The 17,168-nt window shown below is 37.6% G+C and carries 14 protein-coding genes; 11 read left to right on the top strand and 3 right to left on the bottom strand.

What is annotated here, in order from left to right; all coding sequences use genetic code 11:
- Window positions 1-12 precede the first annotated feature (12 nt).
- Window positions 13-843, top strand: a complete 831-nt coding sequence (locus tag BXY75_RS05265) for an endonuclease (RefSeq protein ID WP_121906680.1) — start codon at window positions 13-15, stop codon at window positions 841-843.
- A 48-nt stretch (window positions 844-891) separates the two neighbouring features.
- On the opposite strand, the gene BXY75_RS05260 is transcribed toward BXY75_RS05265, so the two are convergent.
- Entirely contained in the window at window positions 892-2,433 is a 1,542-nt protein-coding gene (locus BXY75_RS05260; RefSeq protein WP_121907356.1) for an NAD(P)H-hydrate dehydratase, read from the bottom strand.
- A 243-nt stretch (window positions 2,434-2,676) separates the two neighbouring features.
- Between BXY75_RS05260 and thrA the strand changes: the two genes are divergently transcribed.
- The 10 genes from thrA to BXY75_RS05210 are packed head-to-tail and all read left to right on the top strand — an operon-like array spanning window position 2,677 to window position 14,514.
- Window positions 2,677-5,115, top strand: a complete 2,439-nt coding sequence (gene thrA, locus BXY75_RS05255) for a bifunctional aspartate kinase/homoserine dehydrogenase I (protein WP_121906679.1) — start codon at window positions 2,677-2,679, stop codon at window positions 5,113-5,115.
- Between the two features lies 1 nt (window position 5,116).
- Entirely contained in the window at window positions 5,117-6,043 is a 927-nt protein-coding gene (locus tag BXY75_RS05250) for a homoserine kinase (protein ID WP_211331809.1), read from the top strand.
- Window positions 6,040-7,341 carry a threonine synthase gene (gene thrC / locus BXY75_RS05245; RefSeq protein WP_121906677.1) on the top strand — a complete coding sequence of 434 codons (1,302 nt, stop codon included), beginning with the start codon at window positions 6,040-6,042 and terminating at the stop codon, window positions 7,339-7,341. Before BXY75_RS05250 ends, thrC begins: the two co-directional genes overlap by 4 nt.
- Window positions 7,342-7,389: 48 nt before the next feature.
- The gene (gene gcvT, locus BXY75_RS05240; RefSeq protein WP_121906676.1) at window positions 7,390-8,472 is read left to right on the top strand and encodes a glycine cleavage system aminomethyltransferase GcvT; all 1,083 of its coding nucleotides are present in this window, start codon (window positions 7,390-7,392) and stop codon (window positions 8,470-8,472) included.
- Window position 8,473: 1 nt separating this feature from the next.
- Window positions 8,474-9,388: a glutaminase gene (locus BXY75_RS05235; RefSeq protein ID WP_121906675.1), complete on the top strand. Its 915-nt coding sequence runs from the start codon at window positions 8,474-8,476 to the stop codon at window positions 9,386-9,388.
- Window positions 9,389-9,416: 28 nt separating this feature from the next.
- Window positions 9,417-10,280 carry a sugar nucleotide-binding protein gene (locus BXY75_RS05230; RefSeq protein WP_121906674.1) on the top strand — a complete coding sequence of 288 codons (864 nt, stop codon included), beginning with the start codon at window positions 9,417-9,419 and terminating at the stop codon, window positions 10,278-10,280.
- A gap of 60 nt (window positions 10,281-10,340) precedes the next feature.
- Window positions 10,341-10,622: a 4a-hydroxytetrahydrobiopterin dehydratase gene (locus tag BXY75_RS05225; RefSeq protein WP_121906673.1), complete on the top strand. Its 282-nt coding sequence runs from the start codon at window positions 10,341-10,343 to the stop codon at window positions 10,620-10,622.
- 19 nt (window positions 10,623-10,641) lie between these two features.
- Complete coding sequence (locus tag BXY75_RS05220; protein WP_121906672.1) at window positions 10,642-12,711, top strand: S41 family peptidase; 2,070 nt, start codon at window positions 10,642-10,644, stop codon at window positions 12,709-12,711.
- A 1-nt stretch (window position 12,712) separates the two neighbouring features.
- Window positions 12,713-13,747 carry a hypothetical protein gene (locus BXY75_RS05215; RefSeq protein ID WP_121906671.1) on the top strand — a complete coding sequence of 345 codons (1,035 nt, stop codon included), beginning with the start codon at window positions 12,713-12,715 and terminating at the stop codon, window positions 13,745-13,747.
- A gap of 44 nt (window positions 13,748-13,791) precedes the next feature.
- Window positions 13,792-14,514 (top strand): YebC/PmpR family DNA-binding transcriptional regulator, encoded by a 723-nt coding sequence (locus BXY75_RS05210; protein ID WP_121906670.1) that lies wholly within the window; start codon window positions 13,792-13,794, stop codon window positions 14,512-14,514.
- 223 nt (window positions 14,515-14,737) lie between these two features.
- Here the strand turns inward: BXY75_RS05210 and BXY75_RS05205 are convergent, their stop codons facing one another.
- Window positions 14,738-15,274 carry a 1-acyl-sn-glycerol-3-phosphate acyltransferase gene (locus BXY75_RS05205; protein WP_121906669.1) on the bottom strand — a complete coding sequence of 179 codons (537 nt, stop codon included), beginning with the start codon at window positions 15,272-15,274 and terminating at the stop codon, window positions 14,738-14,740.
- A 20-nt stretch (window positions 15,275-15,294) separates the two neighbouring features.
- Entirely contained in the window at window positions 15,295-17,124 is a 1,830-nt protein-coding gene (gene kdsB / locus BXY75_RS17385; protein WP_394347327.1) for a 3-deoxy-manno-octulosonate cytidylyltransferase, read from the bottom strand.
- Window positions 17,125-17,168: the final 44 nt, after the last annotated feature.

Below are 17,168 nucleotides of genomic sequence, written 5' to 3'. Positions count from 1 at the left end.
AAAACACAACATTTGAGAAAAGCTAACTTTTATAATCATATACTGGTTTCAGTCGTTTTACTGCTCTTTGGTTTTTATAAGGGAGCTTGTCAAGACACTAATGAAAGCTACGATGCACATCAAAATTCGAGTAAGGACTTATTTAACCATCAAGAAATACCAATTGAAGGCTTAGTCGCTAAATACAAGCCTTCAGAAGTATTGGATTATGAAACCGCACGAGAAGTTTTATTCACAGAAATTTATAATGAGAATGATACTATACGCTGTGTTTATTCAAATTACAAATTACCGGTTCTTAAATCTGAAGAGGATCCGATTTCCAAATTATTAAAATTAAATCCGCTCAAAAGCATAATTGCAGAACACTCCTATCCCAAAAGTAAAGGAGCTAAAGATGGAAATGCAAAAAGTGATATGCACCATCTATTTCCGGTGAGACTAGGGGTTAATGTTGCCAGATATAAACATCCTTTTGCGAATATTTCTGATAATGACTGCTTGAGCTGGTATAACGATGTTGACAGATTTCAATCTAAGCCGGTTGGAGACCTTAGTAAATATGCGAAGAAGGCTAAAGAAGCGTTCGAACCACAGGATAATTTTAAAGGAAATGTAGCACGTGCAGTCTTCTATTTTTTTACCATGTATCGGGATGAGGCCATGACTGAGGATGATGCCTTTTTTGAGTTACAGCGGCGAACATTACTCGAATGGCATCAAGAGGATCCTATAGATGCATTGGAACTGGAAAGAACCTATCTTATTGCTACATACCAATCTGAAAAAGTTAATCCGTTCGTGATAGACGAAACACTTGCGTTAAGACTATACGGTTACTAAGACTTCCTTAGCCATTAGATATTCGAATAAAATGTTCTTCGGAAGCGCTTATTCCTTCGGTTCAGATAGTGGCATCGGATCTTGAGCAAATAATTCAATAAATGCGAGTCCAATTCTATCTACAATATCACTTGCCATTACAGCTTCAAAACTAATTTCCTGTGAAGCAATATTGCCGGCACTTCCATGAAGATACACAGCAAATACCGATGCCAATAAAGGATCGTAACCTTGTGACAAAAGTCCTGTAATTAATCCAGTTAACACATCACCACTTCCGGCGGTAGCCATTCCCGGGTTTCCAGTGGTGTTTATATAAATTTTATCTTCAAATACTGTCATGGTGTTCGCACCCTTTACCACCATTACAGCCCCATATTTTTTAGCGAAACTTTTCGTTTTTTTAATGCGGTCGTAATCATTCTTCCATTTTCCGACAAGCCGCTCCAATTCTCCTAAATGAGGTGTTAGTACAGTGTTCTTCGGAAGGAGTTTCAACAAGGATTTATTCTCTGCCAGACAATTTAAACCATCTGCATCTATCACGAGCGGTGATTTTGTCTCTTTCAGAAGCTTCTCCAAAGCGGCAACTGTTTCCTTATTCGTTCCAATCCCCATACCAATACCAATGGCTGAAGGTGTGAAATTTATTTTTATATCGGTAATAAGATCATCTTCTTTGTCGGTAATCACCATGGCTTCAGGAAGGCTACTTTGAATGATTGCATACCCGCATTCAGGGATAAAACAACTTACCAACCCCGCTCCTGCCCTTAATACGCTTTTAGCCGACAAAAACGCTGCCCCTATTTTCCCGTAACTTCCGGCGACGATCAATGCATGGCCATAAGTACCTTTATGATCGTATTTCTGTCGTTGTTTATAAAATCGTTGTGCTTCAGGTTTTTCGATTAGCTGTGCAAGTGGCTCTTGTGAAAGTATAAACTCCTCATCCAAACCTATATTTAAAACTTCAAAATAAGGCACAAACACCCCAGTTTCAGGTAAGAAGAATGCCATTTTAGGCGATTGGAAAGTAAGTGTATGATTCGCTTTTAAAACAGCTTCAACATCATCCATTGGTTCGTTGGCATACAATCCACTTGGGATATCGATAGCTAGTTTAAAAGCTTTCTTGCCGTTTAAATACTGTATAAGTTTTTTAACCCAACCCCCCGGGCATCGATTCAAGCCAATTCCGAAGATAGCGTCGATAATAATATCCTCATCCGCAATATCAGGAAAATCTTCTTCCGAAGTCATTAATAAAGGCCATGATTTCGTGACATTTTTTACCCTATCGTAATTTATTAAAAAATTCTTAGAGCGCTTGTCGCTACAATTCACAACGTACATCGTTACATTATACCCACTTTCAATCAATAAGCGACCCACTGCCAATCCGTCACCACCATTGTTTCCAATCCCACAAAAAATATGAATAGGTACTTGCGCACCTTGCATTCGTTCATGTAACCAGCTAAAAATCTGCGTGGCTGCCCGTTCCATTAATTCAATTGAAGCAATCTCCTGCTTCTCTGTAGTTATTTTATCGGCTTCGTATAATTGCTCTGAACTAAATATTTTCATATTATAATTTAAAAAATGTTGCTGTTTTCTGTAAAAATAATACATTTACAGTACACTCGTATGAAAAGTCGCATCTTAGATATCGCCTCTTACTCTATCTCCTCAAAACTTGGAGGCATTTCTTATTTCACAACATTCTCAACCCCTTTGGGGTAATTCTATAAACATATCACTCTATTTACTTTTCTTTTTCTGAAAGAAGAAAATCGGTTACTTTATTAAATCATTTTTAATTTACACAAAATGAAGGTTTTAAAATTTGGCGGTACATCTGTAGGTACACTTGAAAATATAAAAAAAGTTATGTCGATCATTGAAGACACTTCTAAAAAAGAGGAGGTCATCATTGTAGTTTCAGCCTTCGGAGGCATTACCGATCAACTATTGCAAGCTGGATCATTGGCCGCTTCAAAAGACTCGAATTTTATCCGGATTTTCGACACCATCAAAATGCGACATATTGATGTGGCTTCACAGCTTAATATTCCTGAGACGAAGCTAAAGGAATTGCATGCATATCTCAATCAGCTAGAGGATTTACTAAAGGGTGTTTATTATATTAATGAACTTTCTCCACGTACCACAGACAGGCTTGCTTCATTTGGTGAATTATGTTCTTCTACCATCATTTCCGAAGCACTTAAAGTAAAGAAACTAAAAGTCGAACGCAAAAACGCAATTGATTTAATCGTTACTTTAAAAGGAGGTCTTAAAGGTGCTGTAAACTACTTAATTACGAATTCAAAAATAGTAGATTATTTTTCTACTAAAACAGAACAAATTACTATTGTTCCAGGTTTTGTAGCCACCAATGAAACAGGTGAAACAACAACACTCGGACGAGGAGGTTCCGATTTTTCTGCGGCAATTATTGCTGCGGCTTTGGAGGTCTCTCAATTAGAAATTTGGACAGACGTTAGTGGAATGTTCACCGCCAATCCAAATATGGTGAAACAAGCCCGACCTATTCAAAGTATTTCTTATCAGGAAGCTATGGAGCTCTCGCATTTTGGCGCAAAGGTTCTCTATCCGCCAACTATAGTGCCGGTGATGAAAAAAAACATTCCTATAGCTATTAAAAACACCTTCGCACCAGAAGATGTGGGAACACTTATCACATCAGAAGCTTCGACAAATGGCAACTCCGTAAAAGGATTAAGTAATATTGAAAATATAGCACTGCTTACATTGGAAGGCACTGGAATCGTAGGTATTCCTGGGATTTCGAAGCGTTTATTCGAAACTCTTTCTCAACAACTAATAAATGTAATTCTTATAACACAGGCTTCCAGTGAACACAGTATTTGTATTGGAATTATAAATGATGAAGCCGAAATCGCCAGACTGGCGGTTGATCGGGAATTTGGTAATGAAATTGAGTTGGGTAAAATGAATCCCTTACTTGTTGAAACAGATCTCTCTATCATTGCTTTGGTAGGCGATAAGATGAAAAACCACCAGGGAATTAGCGGAAAGATGTTTAGCAAACTCGGGAAGAACAATATCAATATTCGAGCAATCGCCCAAGGAGCGAGTGAAAAGAACATCTCGGCGGTAATTGCAAAGAAAGATGTCAAAAAAGCATTGAACGTGCTTCACGAGCGGTTTTTTGAAGACCAACGCAAACAAATTAATCTATACATTGCCGGTGTAGGGAATGTAGGGGCTCGCTTACTTGAGCAAATCGCACAACAAAAGCACTATTTAAAAGAGAAATTAAACCTTAACCTTCGAGTAATTGGAATCACCAACTCGCGTACCATGTATTTCGATTCGGATGGGATTTCGCTTAAACACTGGAAGGAGCATCTGGCTGACGGAGAGAAAACCAGCATCGAAGGATTCCATCAAAGAATAATCGATCTTAACAAACGGAATAGTGTTTTTGTAGATGTCACGGCAAATGAATCGGTTGCAAAAAGCTATTCGGAACTTCTAAAAAGTAGTATCGCTGTGGTGGCATGCAACAAGATTGCCTGTTCTTCTGAATACAAACAATACGAAGCTCTTAAAAGTTTATCGAACCAATACAACGCACCATTCTTCTTCGAAACCAACGTAGGTGCGGGATTACCAATTATCGACACCTTGAATAATCTAATGGCTTCAGGAGACGAAATTATCTCTATCAAAGCGGTTTTATCCGGAAGTTTGAATTTCGTCTTCAACAATTTTAAGGAAGGTGATAGTTTCCACGACGTCGTAAAACAAGCACAGGCCGAAGGTTATACAGAACCTGATCCACGAATAGATCTGAGCGGTGTGGATGTGGCACGTAAAATCCTTATTCTGGCTCGTGAAAGTGGGATACAACTCGATTTAAACGATGTGATAAATGAACCTTTCTTGACGATTAAAAATCTAAAAAGTAGTTCGGTTGATCATTTTTATGAAACACTTATTGAAGACGACGCACATTTTCAAAAATTAGTTTCAAATGCTAATGCAAATGGGGCTCAGTTAAAATATGTTGCTCAGTTACACGATGGAAAACTCAAAGTTGGGTTGGAAGAAATTCTGCCTAATCATCCGTTTTTTAATCTGGAGGGGAAAGATAATATTGTACTGTTTTATACTAATCGATATAACGAACAACCCTTAATTATAAAGGGCGCCGGTGCAGGTGGTGATGTTACCGCATCGGGATTATTTTCAGACATTATTAGAATGAGAACCTATTAATATGGAATGTATACGAGTTTTTTCGCCTGCTACAGTCGCTAATGTAAATTGTGGATTTGATGTTCTAGGTTTTGCTCTGGAAGGCATTGGTGATGAAATTTTTCTTCGGAAAGTGCCGCAAAAAGGTATATCTATCACCAAAATAACAGGAGCCGATCTTCCTATGGAAGCTTCCAAAAACGTTGCCGGCGTTGCCGGAATGGCGATGCTGGAATTTCTGAATGCGGATTTCGGATTCGAAATCGAAATTAAGAAAGGAATTCCTATTGGTAGTGGAATCGGCGGAAGCGCTGCAAGTGCGGCTGCAATTGTATTTGGCATCAACCAGTTTTTGGACAAACCTCTATCATTACAACAACTCGCTTATTTTGGTATGAAAGGTGAAGCAATCGCAAGTGGAAATGAACACGCAGATAATGTAGCACCCGCAATATTTGGTGGCTTTACACTTATTCCGGGCTATGATCCTTTTGAAGTCGTTTCTTTACCAGTTCCGGACGATTTATTTGTTACCATCATCCATCCACATATAGAAATTAACACTAAGGACTCTAGAGCAGCCTTACCTAAAATGGTGCCTTTACAAGATGCAATAAAACAAAGTGGAAATTTGGCAGGACTCATTTCTGGGCTTTACACATCTAATTACGAACTTATTAAACGTAGTCTCATAGATGTCTTAATAGAACCACATCGAAAACCGTTGATTCCTTTATTTGATAATGCTAAAAAAGTCGCGTTAGAAGCGAAAGCACTCGGATTTGGAATTGGTGGCTCAGGACCCTCTATGTTTGCATTAAGCAAAGGTGAAAAAACTGCAACCTCAATTGAAGCTGCATTGATCGACTTATACTGTAAATCTGATAATAAAATCGACACCATAGTGTCTAAGTTAAGCAAAACAGGCAGTAAAATTTTAAACGAATGAAATACTACAGTTTACAACATAATGCACCTAAAGCTTCATTTAAAGAAGCAGTCATTAGAGGTATAGCGCCGGATAAAGGCCTGTACTTCCCTGAAAACATTGCGCCATTAGAGCCTGTTTTTTTTAAGAACATCAAAGACTACTCGAATGAGGAGATTGCCTATCGTACAATTTCACAGTTCGTGGGAGATGAGATCGATCCTACTTCACTTCAGCAGATTGTTCAAGAAACTCTTTCGTTCGATTTTCCACTTGTAAACATTACAGAAAACATTTCGACACTGGAATTATTCCACGGTCCCACTATGGCTTTTAAAGATGTTGGAGCTAGATTTATGGCAAGATGTCTTGGATATTTTGCTGAAACTTCAAGTAAGCCACAGGATGTAACGGTTTTGGTAGCAACTAGTGGTGATACCGGAGGTGCCGTAGCAAATGGTTTCTTAGGTGTTGAAGGCGTGAAAGTAGTTATTCTATACCCAAGTGGGAAAGTAAGTGACATACAAGAAAAACAACTTACAACGCTTGGTCAAAACATCACTGCCCTGGAAGTAAATGGCACATTCGATGATTGTCAGGCGATGGTGAAAACCGCGTTCTTAGATGACGAAATTACTTCGAGACGACAACTAACTTCTGCCAATTCGATCAATGTTGCAAGATGGTTGCCGCAGTCGTTTTATTTTATATTTGCATTGAAGCAGCTCGAAGAAATTTCAAAACCATTAGTATTTTCTGTTCCTAGTGGTAATTTCGGAAATATCTGTGCCGGTATGATGGCTTATAAATTAGGAATGCCCGTACATCAATTTATTGCTTCTGTGAATCAAAATGATGTGGTGCCTCGATATATGGAAAATGGTGAATACCTTCCAAAACCTTCGATAGCAACAATATCGAACGCCATGGATGTTGGAGATCCTAGTAATTTTGTTCGCATTAGAGAATTGTTCGATAATGATTTCGATTCGCTTTCCAAGCTTCTTACCTCCTACTCTTTTAATGATACTGTAACGCGAAATGCAATAAAAACCTTATATGATTCGTATAAGTATATAGCCGATCCGCATGGAGCTGTTGGTTATTTAGGCTTAGTAGAATATTTGAAAAAGAATAAGAGCGTTCAAGGTGTATTCCTTGAGACTGCTCATCCAATTAAGTTTTTGGATGTTGTTGAAAAGGCAATAGCTTCGGAAGTAACGCTACCGGAAAGTATTTCAGAATTAATTCAGAAGAAAAAAGAATCAATTTTAATAAAAAATTATCAGGAATTCAAGACCTATATGATGGATAGCTAATGCTTAATTTATACATTTGCAATCCTTAAAAATTTCAAATTCAATAGTATGAAAAACACTGCACTCACACATATACACGAGCAATTAGGAGCTAAATTAGTACCGTTTGCGGGCTACAATATGCCTGTTTCTTATGAAGGCGTTAATGCTGAACATGAAACCGTTCGAAAAGGTGTTGGCGTGTTTGATGTCTCTCATATGGGTGAATTTATTATTGAAGGCCCAAACGCCCTTGCGCTTATTCAAAAAGTTACTTCTAATGACGCTTCCAAATTAGTCGATGGACAGGCGCAGTATAGCTGTCTTCCTAACGATACAGGCGGAATTGTAGATGATCTTATTGTTTACAGATTAAAAGAAGATCAATGGCTTTTGGTGGTAAATGCTTCCAATATTGAGAAAGACTGGAATTGGATTGAAAGTCATAATAGCATGGGCGCCAATATGAAAAATCTTTCGGAAGGTTATTCTTTATTGGCAATTCAAGGGCCTAAGGCAATTGAAGCTATGCAATCACTTACTTCGGAAGATCTTTCGGCAATTAAATTTTATACGTTTAAGGTGAGTGACTTCGCCGGAATTGAACATGTAATTATAAGTGCGACGGGTTATACCGGCAGCGGCGGATTCGAAATCTACTGTAAAAACAGCGAAGTGGAACAGGTTTGGAAAAAGGTGATGGAAGCTGGAGCCGATTTTGGAATTAAGCCGATTGGATTGGCTGCCAGAGATACGTTGCGTCTTGAAATGGGGTATTGTCTCTACGGAAATGATATCACAGACACCACTTCTCCTTTTGAAGCAGGTTTGGGATGGATTACAAAATTCACCAAAGATTTCGTTAATTCTGAAGCACTCAAAAAAGAAAAAGAACACGGTCCTGAAAGAAGACTCATCGCATTCGAATTGGATGAAAGAGGAATCCCTCGCCAGGACTATGATATTGTTGATGGCAACGGTAACAAAATTGGTATTGTAACTAGTGGAACCATGTCTCCTTCTTTAGGGATAGGCATCGGATTAGGATACGTACCGCCGGTATTTAGAGATCCGGGCTCGAAAATATACATTCAGATTCGGAAGAATGCCGTACCTGCGACTGTAGTGAAACTTCCATTTTACAAAGGCTAATATGCAGGACTATCGGGTGAGCTTAGAAGAAATTCATACATATGTCAAAAACATAGAAGACACCGGAAAAGTAGCTTCTTATATACCGGAATTGGCGAATGTTAATAAAGCACACTTCGGAATCTATTTAAACAACCTTAAAGGTGAAGATCAGCATATTGGGGATTATAATATTCCCTTTTCTGTTCAGAGTATCTCCAAGGTCCTTACACTTTCAAAAGCGTTACAACTAATTGGAACTGATGTATGGAAACGTATGGATGTAGAACCTTCAGGCGATCCTTTTAATCATTTGTCTTTACTTGAGTTGGAAGAAGGCATCCCGCGCAACCCGTTGATCAACGCAGGAGCTATTGTGATTGCAGATATATTGGTTTCAGAATTAAAAGATCCAAAAAATGAATTCTTGCAATTTGTACGCGATATTACAAATGATCAAACCATTGCATTTAATGAAAAAGTAGCGCTTTCAGAAAAAAATACAGGCTTTGTAAACTATGCCACAGCAAATTTATTGAAGTCCTTCGGAAACTTAAAAAACGATGTGGAAACAGTTCTTGATTTCTACTTTCATCAATGTGCCTTGGAAATGACATGTAAACAACTCTCCAATGCCTTTTATCTGTTTGCCAATCGAGGTAACTGTATGCGGGATGTAGCCCATCTCAGCCTAACTCAGGTAAAAAGAATTAATGCAATTATGCTCACCTGCGGTTTTTATGATGAAGCGGGAGAATTTGCCTTTGAAGTTGGATTACCGGGTAAGAGTGGCGTTGGTGGTGGAATCGTGGCTCTTCTGCCAAACGAGTTTGTGATAGTGACCTGGTCTCCCGGTTTAAATCCGAAAGGAAACTCTTATTTGGGAATGCAGGCACTTGAACAATTTACCACCAAAACAGGAAAATCTATTTTTTAATATAACTTAAGCTGAAGCACTCCCCCAAATGAAGCAACCTTCAAAAAATAGAATCTTAATCCTTGGTGCCAGTGGCTTTATTGGCAAGAGTCTATATAAAGAGTTACAGTCGTACTTCGATACCTATGGCACTTATTGTAGTAATGTGGCAGAATACGCATCAAATCATGCGTACTTTAGGTATTGCGTAGAAGAAGATGAACTCGCTTCTATTCTAGAAAAAGTAAAACCCAGTGTTGTTATTTCAGCACTTAGAGGGGATTTTAAAGAACAGTTAAAAGCACATAGTGTTCTTGCAAAATACGTGCAGGAACACCATTTTTGCAAATTGTTGTTTCTATCATCGGCGAATGTATTTGATGGCAAATTTGATCTTCCATCCTATGAAAGTGATAAACCCTTGGCAGAAAGTCGCTATGGAAAGTTTAAAATTGCTGTAGAACGAATGCTCTCAGAACAAATTCCTGCGCAGACAACAATTCTAAGATTGCCAATTGTACTAGGAGTTCAGTCACCTAGAATTGCCCAGCTTCGACAGTCGATAAAACACAAGGCTAGTTTTGAAGTTTTTCCTAATCTTACGATAAGCCTTACGACTGCCGACAAAATTGCGCAACAAGTGCACTACATAATAAGCAAGAAACTGGATGGTATTTATCACCTTGCTAGTACCGACATGGTGCATCATGAAGATCTTTTCAGAGAAATTACTTCTAAACTAGGTGATAAAACGCCTATATTTAAAAGTGTGTATCGATCTAACGATGATAGCTATTTGGCGATACTTCAGAAGAAAAACAAACTTCCCCAGCAATACAGAATTACTGTCGCAGAAGTCATTGACGATTGCACATTAAAGGAAGAAATTATAACTTTAAAAAATCAATTATAGATTCATGTAAACTTCATTGTTGTATAATAACAATGAAAATTTACTTTTAACAACAACACTATGGAAAAAATGAGCGAAACTGAAATTAACGAAAGACTGGCTTCCATGGAAGGATGGGGATACGAAGAGAATGCCATTCACACCTCGTTAGAGTTCGATGATTTTAAAGATGCCTTCACTGTAATGACACGCATTGCTTTTGAAGCGGAGAAAATGAACCATCACCCGGACTGGTCGAATGTATATAATAAATTAGAAATTACGCTTTCCACACATGACGCCGGTGGTGTGACAGAAAAAGATTTTAAATTGGCTAAGATTATAGATGATCTTGTAAGTTAAATTTCTGTATTTTTTGCCAATGCTATTATCTCGATTCTTTTTTGCATTATTTTTAATTCTCACATTCGGACTTAACATTTCGTTTGGTCAGGAAGCTGTGCAATTTTGCGAACAAGTATCGGCTTTGCAGAATCTTATTAAACAAGAGCACGCAAAACCCAAGGCAGTTAATGATAGTTTGTCGGTCGGTGTTTTTGAGCTTTTTCTGGAAAGCTTGGATCCCGAAAAACGTTTTTTTGTTACCAGCGATATTGCTTTGTTCAAGCAGGACAGATTAAAAATCGACGACTATATTTTATCAGATGATTGCGATTTTATCAATAAATATATCACTACGTTACAACAACGTATTCAATTCACTCAAGATTATCTGAATACGCTGTACAAGACAGAACTTGATTATTCGGGCAAAGACACACTTCATTTTCAATCAAAATCGGATTTTCAATATTTTAAATCTGAAACAGAACTTCAATTGTACTGGAATAAAAAAGTAAGGTACAAGCTACTAACCGATCTCATCGAGCAAGATTCGGTTTTAGGCACCATTCAGAAGAAATTCAAAAAACTTGAACGAGATGCCAAACCTAAAATCATTAGCAATGAACTTTGCCTTTTAGATGGCATTAAAAAAACAAATGGTGGGCTTCAAACTTTCGTAAGAGAAGCCTTTTTAAATGCCCTTGCAAATTATCAGGATCCGAATACAATATTTTTTAATAACTCGAATAAAGACTTATTTGAAACCTCTCTTTCCAGTAATCAGATGTCGTTTGGGTTCTCCACTACAAAAAACAGTAACGGAGACTTGGTCGTAAATTACATCGTTCCGGGAAGCGTCGCGTACAAAAATGAGAATTTCGAAGAAAACGATATTATTAAAACACTAACATCAGGTAAGGACGTACTAGAAACATACTGCGTTAGCGATGAAGATATCCAGGCTTTTACCAATGACCATCATCACGACCGTATAACTTTCAAAATTAAAAAACAGGACGGACAAATTATTAATGTTAGTTTAGAAAAAGCAGTTATAAAAGTAGAAGAAAACCTTACTAGAGCTTATATTTTGGAATCCAAAACCAGAATTGGCTATATAAACATACCTAGTTTCTATACAGATTTCGAGAATCCGGACGGACTTGGACTCGCCAACGACATGGCCAAGGAACTTTACAAACTTCAGAAAGAAAACATTAAAGGTCTAATCATAGATCTGAGATATAATGGCGGTGGTTCTATGAAAGAAGCCTCCGATTTAAGTGGCATGTTTATCAACAGAGGTCCTTTATCGATATTAAAATATAAGACAGGTGAAACTTATACGGTAAAAGATGCCAAACGAGGAATGCTATTTTCAAACCCGATTGTGATTCTCATAAATGGCTTTAGCGCTTCCGCTTCGGAATATTTTGCTGCCACCTTACAAGATTATAATCGAGCCATCATAGTAGGTACTCCTAGTTATGGAAAGGCAAGTGCTCAAGTTATTTTACCTTTAAATGAAATAAAGGATTTGGGATATTGTAAGCTTACCACCGATCAATTTTATAGAGTTACCGGAAAAAGCACGCAATCGACAGGCGTTATACCCGATATAGTGTTACCCGATTTGTACGACAATTTTAAAACGAGCGAAGGGTTTCAGAAATATGCGCTTGAAAATGATGAGGTCGCGATTACATTAAAGCATATTCCTCTAAAACCACTGAATCTTACAACGATAAAGAACAATAGCGAGACACGAGTTAATTCAGACTCAAGGTTTAAGGGAATTCGGGATATTAACGCTATTTTGGTGGCCGATTATTTCACCAAAGAAACTGAGTACTTGCTTACACTTGAAAACATTTATAACGATCAACAATCGTTCACAGAGCTCTGGAAGCAGTTTTATAAACTTAATAAGAACGATGATCCGAAGCTGATAGTCACAAATACAACTTCAACTACAGAGCTTTTGTCTTATAATCTGGAAGAAGAAGCTACGAATAGTACCTTATTAGAAGAAATAGCCGGAGATACACAATTGGAAGAGGCATTTACAATTTTATCAGATTACTTAAAATTATCAAATCAGAACTAATATGAATTTGAAAATATCATATCTATTCCTTTTTACACTGCTTATAAGTAGCATTACATTTGGGCAGAAATTTGAATCTCCCTTAGATTATTTAGAGTTTATATCCAGTGAACAGGAAGTGATCACTAATAATATGTGGACATATACCAAGGCGATCGCACATAGTAAGAATGAAAAAAATGTGGATACAAAACTTAACTCACTTTTAAAATCTATTGAAAGAGCTATTGCAAAAATTGAAAAAGCAGATAGTTATGAAGATGATGAATATAAGGAGCAAGTACTTAAAAACATACGATTAAATGAAAACCTCTTAAAGCAGGATTACGATAAGATCATCGATATGAAAGCGGTCGCCGAGCAATCCTATGACCAAATGGAGGCTTATTTATTGGCACGTGAAATGGCCGATGAAAAAATGGCAGAGGTCCAACAAGAGTACGAAGATCACTTCATGGCATTTGCCAAAAAGCACAATATCGAAATTCTGGAAAACAAATCAGATTTAAGCCGGAAGATGAAAATATCGGGTGAGGTTTTCGATCATTATAACGAAGTGTATCTTATCTTCTTTAAAGTGAATATTAACGAATTGTACTTATGGGAAGCCATCGAAAAAAACGATGTTAGTGCCATTCAACAAAATGCCAATGCCTTGGAGCAAGCGACTCAAGAAGGGAAAGAGCGATTAAAGTCCGTGACACTTTATAAAGAAGACAATTCATTGGTTGAGGCTACGATGTCTATGTTCGACTACTTTACCGATGAAACTGAAAACAAGATTCCTCAAATTATTAGTTTCCTTATTCTCAATGACGAAGTTACTAGCATTAATGAAAGTATAGAAAATACACCCGAACGTAAACGCACCAAAAAGCAGATCGATGGGTATAATGCTAAGGTAAAGGAGATTAACAAAGCCGTTAAAAATTACAATAAAATTACAACTGAACAGAATAAAACAAGGAATGCTGTCATTGGAAAGATCAATACTGCAAATGAAAAGTTTTTAGCGAGACACATTCCAAACGACTAACACTTTTTATAAATTTGTCAAAATCAAAATAAGCACTAGATACTATGGGAAGAGCGTTCGAATTTAGAAAAGCACGAAAAATGAAGCGTTGGTCGGCTATGTCCAAGGCTTTTACACGTATTGGAAAGGATATCGTTATGGCCGTTAAAGAAGGTGGCCCCGATCCCGATGCGAATTCGCGTCTGCGTGCTGTAATTCAGAATGCCAAGGCTATTAACATGCCAAAGGATAACGTTGAACGTGCTATTAAACGTGCAAGTGACAAGAGTTTAGGCGATTTCAAAGAAATCTTATTCGAAGGCTATGCACAACATGGAATTGCTGTTTTAATCGAAACGGCTACCGATAATAACACCCGAACCGTTGCTAATGTACGCTCCTATTTCAACAAAACGGACGGAAATCTTGGTACCTCCGGTTCTACGGTTTTTATGTTCGACCATACTTGTAATTTCAGAATTGACGGGGAAGGTTTGGATTTGGAAGAATTGGAATTGGAACTTATCGACCATGGAATAGAAGAAATTTTTGAAGACGAAGATGGAGTACTTATCTACGCTCCTTTCGAGAGTTTTGGTGCTATACAGTCGTATTTGGAGGAGAATAAGGTTGAAATCCTTTCTTCCGGCTTTGAACGCATTCCGCAAGTGACTAAAAAATTAAGTACCGACGAAGCTACCGATGTGGAAAAATTGCTGGAAAAACTGGAAGAAGATGATGATGTCCAAAACGTATATCACACCATGGAGGAAACAGCCGATGAGTAGATTATAGTATTAAAAACTTCAAATTTATAGAGAAGTCTCTGCTGCTCTTGCTTCTTTCTTCTTTTTTTCTTTTCTCTTCGGAAAGATTTGGGTAGCGAGTTTGTGAATGAATTTTAAAAAGTTTCAGCAGTACACGCGACTTTAAGGCTCTTTTGTTTTCGGTTCTTCTGAAGCAACAGCATTGCGACTTAAATCCTTGTAACAATCCCTTCCGAAGAAAACATCAAGACCATTCAGGTACTTTGCCAACCACACCTTTAAAAAATTGTTTTAATTGAGGCTCATCTTTTTCTATGTCCCCACTGAGATAAAATTCTTTCCCAATAAACATTGTTTTCGTAGTGTAATCCAAGCCAATAGGAATGATGGGAACATCTGCGTTTAATGCGATATAATAATAGCCTGTTCTCCATCTTTCTACCTTTTTACGTGTACCTTCGGGTGAAATAGCCAGTCTAAATTCGGAGTGCTTTGAATATACATTTGCAATTGCCTCCACTTTGTTTTGATTCTTGGCTCGATCTAAGGGCTCCCCTCCCATCCATCTAAAATACCAGCCAATCGGAAACTTAAACAATTCCTTTTTTCCAACAAAGTTGATTTGTATTTTCAAGAAACGTCTTACTAAAATGCACAGAATAAAATCGAAGTAGCTGGTATGCGGAGCAACTATGAGCAGAGATTTTTTAATACTACGGTCAAAATCACCTTGAACTTTCCAGCCGAGAATTTTCTCGTAAAAAAATTTAGTTATGTACATAGATTAGGCAATAGTATGCACTACATCTTTAAATATAAAGATTTCAATTTTTCTCGTGTCATAATACTTTCCCAATTGTCACCAAGAGCATTTTCCCACAGAGGCACCAAGCTTAGGGCAATATCGATCATGGTTTCCATCTGTTCGTCTGAAAGATCCTTACAAAGGTCTTTAGGAATTTCAACTCCATGACTTGCTACCATTTCCTTAAAAATAATAACATCATCAGGATAAAAATCTTCTAAATGATCAAAAACAATACAATTGCCTATTCCGTGTTTGGTTCCTAAAACATAAGATAAACCATAACTCATAGCGTGGGCTACACCCACCTGAGAATAGGCTATACTCATCCCACCATGCCATGAAGCCATCATAAGTTTCCCTCTGGATTCTTCTTCAGAAAGGGTCCCATTGTGAAAAATCTCCATACATAAATCGTATGCCTTTTCGCCATAACTCTGGCTAAAAGCATTTAAGAAAGTTCCATTAAGAGATTCTACACAGTGGATAAAACAATCCATTCCAGTATAGAACCACTGATTTTTAGGCACACCTACCGTTAATTCAGGATCGAGTATCACCTGATCGAAGGGTGTAAAATCACTATTTATTCCCAATTTCTTTACCGGTCCAGTTAACACAGTAGTACGAGACACTTCGGCTCCTGTTCCACTAATGGTTGGAATTCCTACGTGATAGATCGCCTTTATTTTTACAAGATCCCATCCCTGATAATCTGCTGCACTACCTTTGCTAGTAAGCATAATAGCAACGGCTTTTGCCAGGTCTAAAATAGTTCCGCCACCAATTCCGATGATACCGGAAGGTTTGTAGGTGAATTCGGCTTTTATATCTTTCACTAATTGATCAACCTGGGTTGTTTTCGGTTCTTCATCGGAAGATATAAACAACAACTTATCGTTAAACCTAAGATTAATCCTATCGATAAATTCTCTGTTATTTTTAAAAACATCATCTACCAAGAAGATAAATGGTGCTTTATCCTTTCGTTGCGGAGCCAAAATTGAAGTCAATTGATCGAAACAACCTGGTCCAAAAACTACTTTTGGAACCATAGGAAAGTTTCGATACCTGTTATTAACTGCTATCTTTTTTTCTTCTTTGAGCACTTTATTAGCTCTAACCAGATCTTCGGGAGTATCTATTTCGATCCCCTGTGTGTTTGAAATCGCCATTTTTATATTTTTTCCATATTCTAAGTATCGAATACATTCAATTTTTTCTACTGCTTCTAACGATCGCATTGGGAGTTTATAAAAATCCAGGATCGCCTGCTTTCTAAAAGCATATATTCCTTTATGCTTAAAATATTGCATAGAGGCATTTTTGTCACGAGGATAAGGGATTGGTGAGCGTGAGAAATACAAAGCAAAATTTTCCTTGTCTACTATTACCTTAACACAATTGGGATCACTAATTTCTTTCCAATCATGTATTTCGGTCATTAATGAAGCAAGATCAATTTTATCCGCATCCGGGTCATCAAAAACACTAAGCACCTGTTCTAAGCCTTCCTTGCTAATGAATGGTTCATCGCCTTGAACGTTCACCACGATATCAACATCCATATGTTCTACAGCTTCTGCAATTCTATCGCTTCCGCAATCGTGCTCTTTAAGGCTCATAATTGCCTTACCACCATTGAGCTCTATTTCATTAAATATAACCTCGCTGTCTGTAACCACATAGACTTCGTCAAAGAGTTGAGTTTCCTTAGCTGCTTCGTAAGTACGTACAATAACTGGTTTTCCACCGAGGTCCTGCATTAACTTACCCGGAAAACGGGAGGCGCCATAACGCGCAGGAATCATTGCTATTATCTTCATGTGAGGTTTTACATTATTTATAAGATGTCTCTTATTATATAAGG

This window comes from Ulvibacter antarcticus (genome assembly GCF_003688405.1).
GTDB classification, from domain to species: domain Bacteria; phylum Bacteroidota; class Bacteroidia; order Flavobacteriales; family Flavobacteriaceae; genus Ulvibacter; species Ulvibacter antarcticus.
Note: the sequence above shows the minus strand (reverse complement) of the source record. Positions and strands in the feature narration are given on the sequence as shown.